Below are 6,901 nucleotides of genomic sequence, written 5' to 3'. Positions count from 1 at the left end.
CGCGGCGCGTGAGGTCTTGGTGTCAACGCTTTCGATCGTGTACGGTTTGGGCGAAGACGCCGCGGAGGAACCGGCCGGGTTGGTCGAGACGCTGCGGCGGCAACGACGTCCCGATGGCACGTTGGTGTTTTCCACGGCCACCGGGTTGAGTTTGTTGGTGTTCTTTGTGTTGGCGATGCAGTGTTTGCCGACACAGGTGGTGACCAAGCGAGAGACCGGAAGCTGGAGATGGGCGGTCTTTCAATTCATCTACATGACCGTCTTGGCCTACGTCGCGGCGTTGATCGTTTTTCAGTCGCTCTCCGCGGCGGGATACGCCTAGATCACTGGTCGGCCAAACTGACGACGATCTGTGTCACTTCGTCCAGTCGTGACAGGAACGCGTCCAAGACCTTGGGGTCAAAATGTTTGCCGCGTTCTTTGCGCATGATTTCGATGCATTGATCCAGCGGCAAGGCGTCTTTGTAACAGCGTTTACTGCTGAGGGCATCGAAGACATCGGCGACGGCGGTGATCCGACCGACGATCGGAATTTCCTCGCCGGCGAGTTGTTCCGGGTAGCCCGTTCCGTCCCAGCGTTCGTGGTGTGTTTTGGCGATCACCGATGCCATCCGCAACACGGGCGACCGCGTCACGGGACGACGGGAATGGAGAAGAAACGGTTCGCTTTCGTCGCTCGGTTGGGCTTTGAGAATTTTTTCTCCGAACTCACAGTGACGCTTCATCATCGCGAACTCGTCCTGGGAAAGCTTGTCCGGTTTCAACAGAATCGAATCGGCGATCCCGATCTTGCCGGCATCATGAAGGATGGCGGCGTGTTCGATCAGCTCGGAATCGGATTCTGAGCAACCCAGTTCTCGGGCGATGATTCCTGCGAATCGGCCGACCCGAATGACGTGGTTGCCGGTTTCCTGGTCGCGGTATTCCGCGGCACAGGCCAGCACGTGGATGACCTCTTCACGCGATTGGGCCAGATCGGCGGTCCGCTGGGCGACTTCGGCTTCGAGTCGTTTGGAATAGGCGGCCATCTGGTCGTGGTGCGCCTTCAGCACCAACGAGTTGCGGACCCGGGGCAGCAGTTCGGTGGGCTTGACCGGTTTGTGCAAGAAGTCGGTGGCGCCCAATTCGAGTGCATCGATCTTGGTTTGTTCGTCCGTCGACGCCGTCACGATCAGAACCGGCAAATGCGACTGGTCGGGTGTGTTGCGAATCGTCTCCAGGATTTCCAGGCCCGTGACGTGCGGCATCACCACGTCTAACACCAGAATGTCCGGACGGGTCGAACGCACCAAATCGACCACCTCGCGAGACTCGCTGGTGGTGACAAAATCATGGTACCCCGAGCTGCGCAGATACTTCTGAATCAACTTGATGTTGATCGGTTCGTCATCGGCGATCATGACACGACCAGACTTTGTCGCATCGGCCTCCTTCGACTTCAACGAAGCAGCACGTGTCATGGGTGCCGCGGCACCGGCTAACGTTGATGGAGTCGTCGCGTTCATCCGCCCTTCGGGTTGGCTAGAAAACTTCGCAGGTACTGTGCTCAAACTAAAACCAGTCTGCAGCAAACCGTAAGTCAATGTGTTGGTGTGAGAGGAGATGTTGGTAGGGCAGGCCCTGCGAACAAATTGGATTTTCGACACGGGCCCCTCGTTATCGTTAGATTCGATAGGATCCGATGAACGCGTCCGAACATGTACCTACTCCATCCACTCGGCCAGCCGTTTCCACAGGTGCGATCCCACGGTTTCGTCGAGTGATCCGATCGAAACTTGTGCCCGCTGTCCGCTATACAAATCAACGCCTTGCGAGGTGCTGAGCGGCACAATGGCCTCGAAATGCGGCACCAGCAATTCGAATTCCGGTCCGGATGGCGACGCATCGTTGGCAACTTTTTTGACCGGCAAAGGACCCCCGTTGCAGGCCAGCAGGGACGGATAATCCACACCCGTTCTGGCGCGGGGAATGATCTTGGCCAAGGACGAGGTGTTCGTCGCGAGTCCGCGGGCGCGATAACGCACCGGTGCGCCCACCTGGTCACGAAACTGGTCGAACCGATCCTGCGAGATCAGCACACGCAACTCCTTTTGGGATTCGTCGCCGATCACCAGCAATTCATCGCCTTGGGCGACGTAGGTCCCTTCCAATTCATTCAACCGGCGACGGACCACGACACCGCTGCGGGGGGCACGGACGATCAGCGAATCGAGTTGTTCCTTCGCGTCCCGGTGTTGTTTGGTCAGAGCCTGCAGTTCGGTTGCCTCGGCCTGTGCGGCGGCGTGCCGACCTTGCAGCGTTTGTTGGCGGGTGCGGAGGGTCGATTGCTGGATTTTTGTTTCCAGCTTCCCTGCCTCCAGGACGAGGTCGGGGTTGCGAAGCGTCAACAGTTTTTGGCCCTCGGACACCCGTTGCCCCGCGGCAACATGGATCGTGTCCACAAAACCCGGCACTTCGGCGCGAATCACTTCGTGCGGTGAATACTCGACCACCGCGGGGACGGAGGCGGCGCCCGGCCAGGGGATTGCCGCCAACAGCGTCGTCAGCAATGCCGCCGATCCGGTCGCCACGCACGTGAATCGGCGACGTCCGCTGCGGGGAGCCTGGCGGAACAACTTGACCACGCGCCAAGTGGGGCCGCCGATCCAAACGATGCAGGCGACGACGGCCAACACTGTGCCCAAGCCATGAAACAGTTTCGTCGCGGCAATCGTCAGCCCGAAACAAACGAAACACTTCCACAGCAGTGCCAGCCAAGCGTAGACGGCAACCGCGATCCGGTAACCGGCTTGCCAATTCGGTTCTTTCAACTCACCGCCGAAGAACCACCGCCGGGCCTGACGGGCCAAGTAGTTTTGGCTGTCCGTGTACAGATTCGGTGCCCGCACCCAATCGGTCAGCACAAAGTAGCCATCGAACTTCATCAGCGGATTGGCATTGAAGATCAACGTCGCCACACCGGCCGACAACATCACGCTGATGCAAACGTGTTTGACCAGCGGCGAATCGGCCGATTGCCAAATCAGCATGGCGAGGGCGGCGACGAGCAATTCCACATAGATCCCGGCCGACGCAACGTGAATGCGTTGCCAGCGGCGACGAAATCGCCAAACCGAACTGACGTCGACGTAAGCCAGTGGCGCCAACAAGATGAACAGGACGCCCATCTGTCCGACATCTCCCCCGTAGCGTTTACACACGATCGCATGCGCAAACTCGTGGAAGACTTTTAAGACGATTGTGACGGCCAGCAACAGAGTCAGAGCCGACGACGAAAACAAGTATTCCGAGGAATGCGTCAACTCGTTCCTGTGCAGGATCGCCAGGCAGCCGCCCAGCAGGATCAGCAACACGCCGACGACGGTCGCGGGAAGCCCGAAGATCCAGCCGACGTACTTCATCATCTGCCCGATCAGGCGATCGGGATGAATCAGTGGGACGCGAATCGCGATCGGATTGGCGTGCTGCTTGATTCGGTTCGTTTTCGCTTTTTCGGTGGATCGGTGAAGTCGGGCGGAGGTTTTGGAGGACTCGGTGTGCGCCAGTTCGTTGTCGATCAGCCACCGACACAGGTCCGCCGCATCCTCTTCGGACAATTGATGGTCGGGATACTGTTCGCAGACTTCGCGATAGGCTTGCGCGATCGTGCGCGAGGCGGTCAGCCGAATGGCCAACGCGTATTCGATTCTGCCGAGCCGATAAAACGAGCCCGCGACGGGGTCTTCGACGATCACGTGCGGTTGCCGTGCATCGTCACACGGTGTCAAACGCAAATCTTGTCGAAAGACGACGGACGTGGTGCTTTGGTCGCTGGCAAAATGCTGGTGGTTGTCTTGCATGACGTTCACCACCAGAACCATTGGGAGAGGGCTTCGATGGGGCGGTGAAACAGAATCCAGCCGAGTGCACGACGACCACAAGCGATCTTCAGCGTGCCCTTCATTCCCGGACGCAACAATTGTTCGTCGTTGGAAAGTTTGCATTCCGCGATGAACACGTTTTCTTCGTCACGAATTTCACTGCGTGGATTGACGATTCCGATCGTCGTGTCCCAGTTACGATCGGGATAGGCGTTCAGTCGCAACTGGGCGGTTTGGTCCTTGCGGACGTACGCGATCTGATCGTCTTTCACCGCCGCCTCGACGATCATTTCCTGCAGTGGCGCGATTTCAAACAGAGATTGACCGGTGGTCAATGGGGCACCCTTGACGCGTTTTAGATCACCGGCGACGACCATCCCGTCGACGGGGCTGCGCAGTTCGAGTTCGCTTAATCGGAGATCCAGCAATTGAAGTTCGGATCGAAGCCCGTCGATTTCCAACTGGGCGATCCGCTGATCCGCGTAGGCGCGTGAGGCCTGGGCGGCGTCTCGTTTCTTGATTGCCTGGTCATGGTCGGCCTGCAGCGACTCTCGCTTCCACCTCAATTCGCGGCCGTCGAGCGTCGCCAGCAGATCGCCACGTCGGACAAGATCGCCGGGCGCGACGAAACAGTCTTTAAGTGTCGCGTCGAAGGGCGCGGCCACGAAACGTTTGAAGCGGGGTTCGACACGCACGTCACAGCTTTCGCGGTGACGGAGCGGAATAAACATTGCGGCGATCAATGCGATCATGACCGTCAACGCAACCACGCCACCGCGTGATCGGACCGCTCGGACGCTGCGACGAAGTAAATCGGTTGAACGACGCTGATCGTGTGCGTGCAACACCGCCCCGAGTGACGGACCGGCCGCCTCGAAGAACTGTCGCATCGGCTGGACGGGTGATTCGGAATCCAAGATCGCCAGAAACACGGCGCGCGTGTCTCTGGATTCATCGACTAGCGGCACGGCCAAGACGCTGGCGGCATGTTGACGCGCCAATTCGCCGACGCTGCGCGACGCGTCCAGTTGGGTTGTTGTCGGTTCGACGATCGAGATGGACCCCTGCATCAACGCTTCGTCCATGGCGTTTTCGATGGACCGTGTCTGGGCGGTCGTCGTATCGATTCGAGTCGAATCGCTGAGTGCGACCAATCGGCAACTGCCCCGCCCCGATGTCGCGATTCCGATCGCCGCACGGCAAAGGTTCCAGTGATCGGCCAGTTCCGTGACGATCACCTGACAGGCTTCGTTGCGAGTTTTCGAATCCAACGCACGCGTGAGCAGTTCGACCGTGGCGGCGGCATGGGACGCGACGGCGGACTGCTGGTCCAGGCGACGGTGAACGTTCCAGAGGGCGAACTGTTTGGCCAGTGTTTGGACCGCTTGGGTGAAACCGAGCAAGTCCGCGGGCAACGCTGCGATCAAGCCCAGGGCATCGGACGGTTGCCGCCCGGTGTCGATCGGCACGGCCAGGATGACTCGTTCGGGCTCAAGTTGTCGGCGGGAATGAACCTGACCGCTGAGAGCAGATTGGTGACAGACCGAAATCAATTGCGTCCGTTGCGATGGGGACCTTTGTTCGGCCGGATCGATCCGCAAGTGATGGAGTTGCTGGGACTCGTCGTTTGCGTTCGGCTGACAACGCACCACCGCAAGGATGGTGGAGAGTTCGTCGAGGCGTTCCAGCAGGATCTGATCGGCTTCCTGGAGTGTGTTGGCCGATTGAAACGGAGACACGACCGGCGGATCGACGGTCGGATCAACGACGTCGCGCGGCGTCGCGTGAACGCGGGTCGGCGTCGTCTCACGCGGGACCGATTCGTGCGTGACGGCGCCCACCAGGATGGGTGAAGCGAGGCCTGATCCGGCGTTGGGGATCTCGGTCGACACGGGAAATCAATCCTTCAATTGGATCGTGCAGCGGGCACCGCTGCGGAGGGTTCCGTCCGGATTGCTGATCGCAATTTTGACCAAAACGGTTCCGCTTTCGGCATCGGTCACCGGCGAGATGTAGTGGACGCGGCCGGAGATGGATTGCCCCGATTCGGTGAATTGAAGTTCGATTTCTTGGCCGGTGGTCAGCTGTTCGGCTTGGGGGCCGAGCAGTGAAAAATTGGCCAGCAGCGTGTCCAGCTGGACGAGCGTGATGACATCGGGTTTATTGGGCGCGACGAATTCACCGGGTTCTTTATGAAGTTCAGTGACGACTCCGTTGACGGGAGCCTGGATCTCGCGCCGCTTCATTTGCGTGAGCAATCGTTGGTGTTCCAAGCGACGCGTTTCCATTTCTTCGACGACGCTGCGAAGATTGGCTTGGGCAACTTGGAATTCTTTCGCCGCGCGTTGCAATTCGGCTTGGCGGGCGTGTCCCGACTGACGCAGCGATTGGAGTTTTTCCAACCGTTGGGAGGTCAATTCGACTTCCGCCCGCGCCGCATCGAGCCGTCCTTCGGCGTTCATTTGCTGTTTGGCGACCTCCAACTGGGCCAGGTGGACTTGGCTGTTGAGCCGCAGCAACGGCTGGCCTTGCTCGACTGTCTGGCCTTGCCGGACCAACACTTCGGCGACGGTCCCCGTTTCGTCCGATGCGACTTCGATCGTCCGAATCGGCTCGGTGTAACCCAGCACCTCGGTGGCGAGGGAATCCCGACATGACAGTGCGATGATCGCGATCAAAACGGATTGGAAGGTGCGAATTCGCAGCTTAGAGGGGTGGTGGCAGAGTTTCATGGCGTCGCGGCAAGCACAAATGGAGACCGGGAAAACAAAGGCGGGCGGCAAGAATCACTTGCTCTGGGCAAGCTTAGGTCACCAATAAGCAGGCAGCACCGAGAAAGTCGCCCCCGTGAGAGGCGAGGGCCGGAAGTCGCAGAAGGCTGGACACCAACATGGGCTGGTGTGCAGGCTTTAGCCGCCTATCTTGCTGCTTCGCAGCGCGTGGGGATGCGCCTGAAGGCTGGACACCAACGGTTGCTGGTGTGCAGGCTTCAGCCGCCCCGTCTTGCTGCTTCGCAGCGCGTGGGGATGCGCCTGAAGGCT

General features: G+C 59.4%; 4 protein-coding genes and 1 pseudogene. 1 reads left to right on the top strand and 4 read right to left on the bottom strand.

The genetic code is table 11. The features are described 5' to 3' along the window. Nucleotides 1-322, top strand: a pseudogene (locus tag ABX749_RS16115) (ferrous iron transporter B); the annotation flags it as partial. Nucleotide 323: 1 nt separating this feature from the next. On the opposite strand, the gene ABX749_RS16110 reads toward ABX749_RS16115, so the two are convergent. The 4 genes from ABX749_RS16110 to ABX749_RS16095 all read right to left on the bottom strand — a co-directional run bounded on the left by ABX749_RS16110 (nt 324) and on the right by ABX749_RS16095 (nt 6,592). Continuing rightward, nucleotides 324-1,505 carry an HD domain-containing phosphohydrolase gene (locus tag ABX749_RS16110; protein WP_372896877.1) on the bottom strand — a complete coding sequence of 394 codons (1,182 nt, stop codon included), beginning with the start codon at nt 1,503-1,505 and terminating at the stop codon, nt 324-326. A 198-nt stretch (nt 1,506-1,703) separates the two neighbouring features. After that, the gene (locus tag ABX749_RS16105; RefSeq protein WP_372896876.1) at nt 1,704-3,839 is read right to left on the bottom strand and encodes an HlyD family efflux transporter periplasmic adaptor subunit; all 2,136 of its coding nucleotides are present in this window, start codon (nt 3,837-3,839) and stop codon (nt 1,704-1,706) included. Nucleotides 3,840-3,844: 5 nt separating this feature from the next. Continuing rightward, nucleotides 3,845-5,752 (bottom strand): efflux RND transporter periplasmic adaptor subunit, encoded by a 1,908-nt coding sequence (locus ABX749_RS16100; RefSeq protein ID WP_372896875.1) that lies wholly within the window; start codon nt 5,750-5,752, stop codon nt 3,845-3,847. Nucleotides 5,753-5,758: 6 nt separating this feature from the next. Next, complete coding sequence (locus ABX749_RS16095) at nt 5,759-6,592, bottom strand: efflux RND transporter periplasmic adaptor subunit (RefSeq protein ID WP_372896874.1); 834 nt, start codon at nt 6,590-6,592, stop codon at nt 5,759-5,761. Nucleotides 6,593-6,901: the final 309 nt, after the last annotated feature.

This window comes from Stieleria sp., assembly GCF_041595215.1.
Taxonomy (GTDB): domain Bacteria; phylum Planctomycetota; class Planctomycetia; order Pirellulales; family Pirellulaceae; genus Stieleria; species Stieleria magnilauensis.
The sequence above is the reverse complement of the archived record's forward strand: the minus strand, read 5'-3'. Positions and strand labels throughout refer to the sequence as shown.

Excerpts from the sequence above, each read along its gene's own strand:
- ABX749_RS16095 (WP_372896874.1), bottom strand. The coding sequence starts at position 6,592 with ATGAAACTCTGCCACCACCCCTCTAAGCTGCGAATTCGCACCTTCCAA.
- ABX749_RS16110 (WP_372896877.1), bottom strand. The coding sequence starts at position 1,505 with ATGAACGCGACGACTCCATCAACGTTAGCCGGTGCCGCGGCACCCATG.
- ABX749_RS16105 (WP_372896876.1), bottom strand. The coding sequence starts at position 3,839 with ATGCAAGACAACCACCAGCATTTTGCCAGCGACCAAAGCACCACGTCC.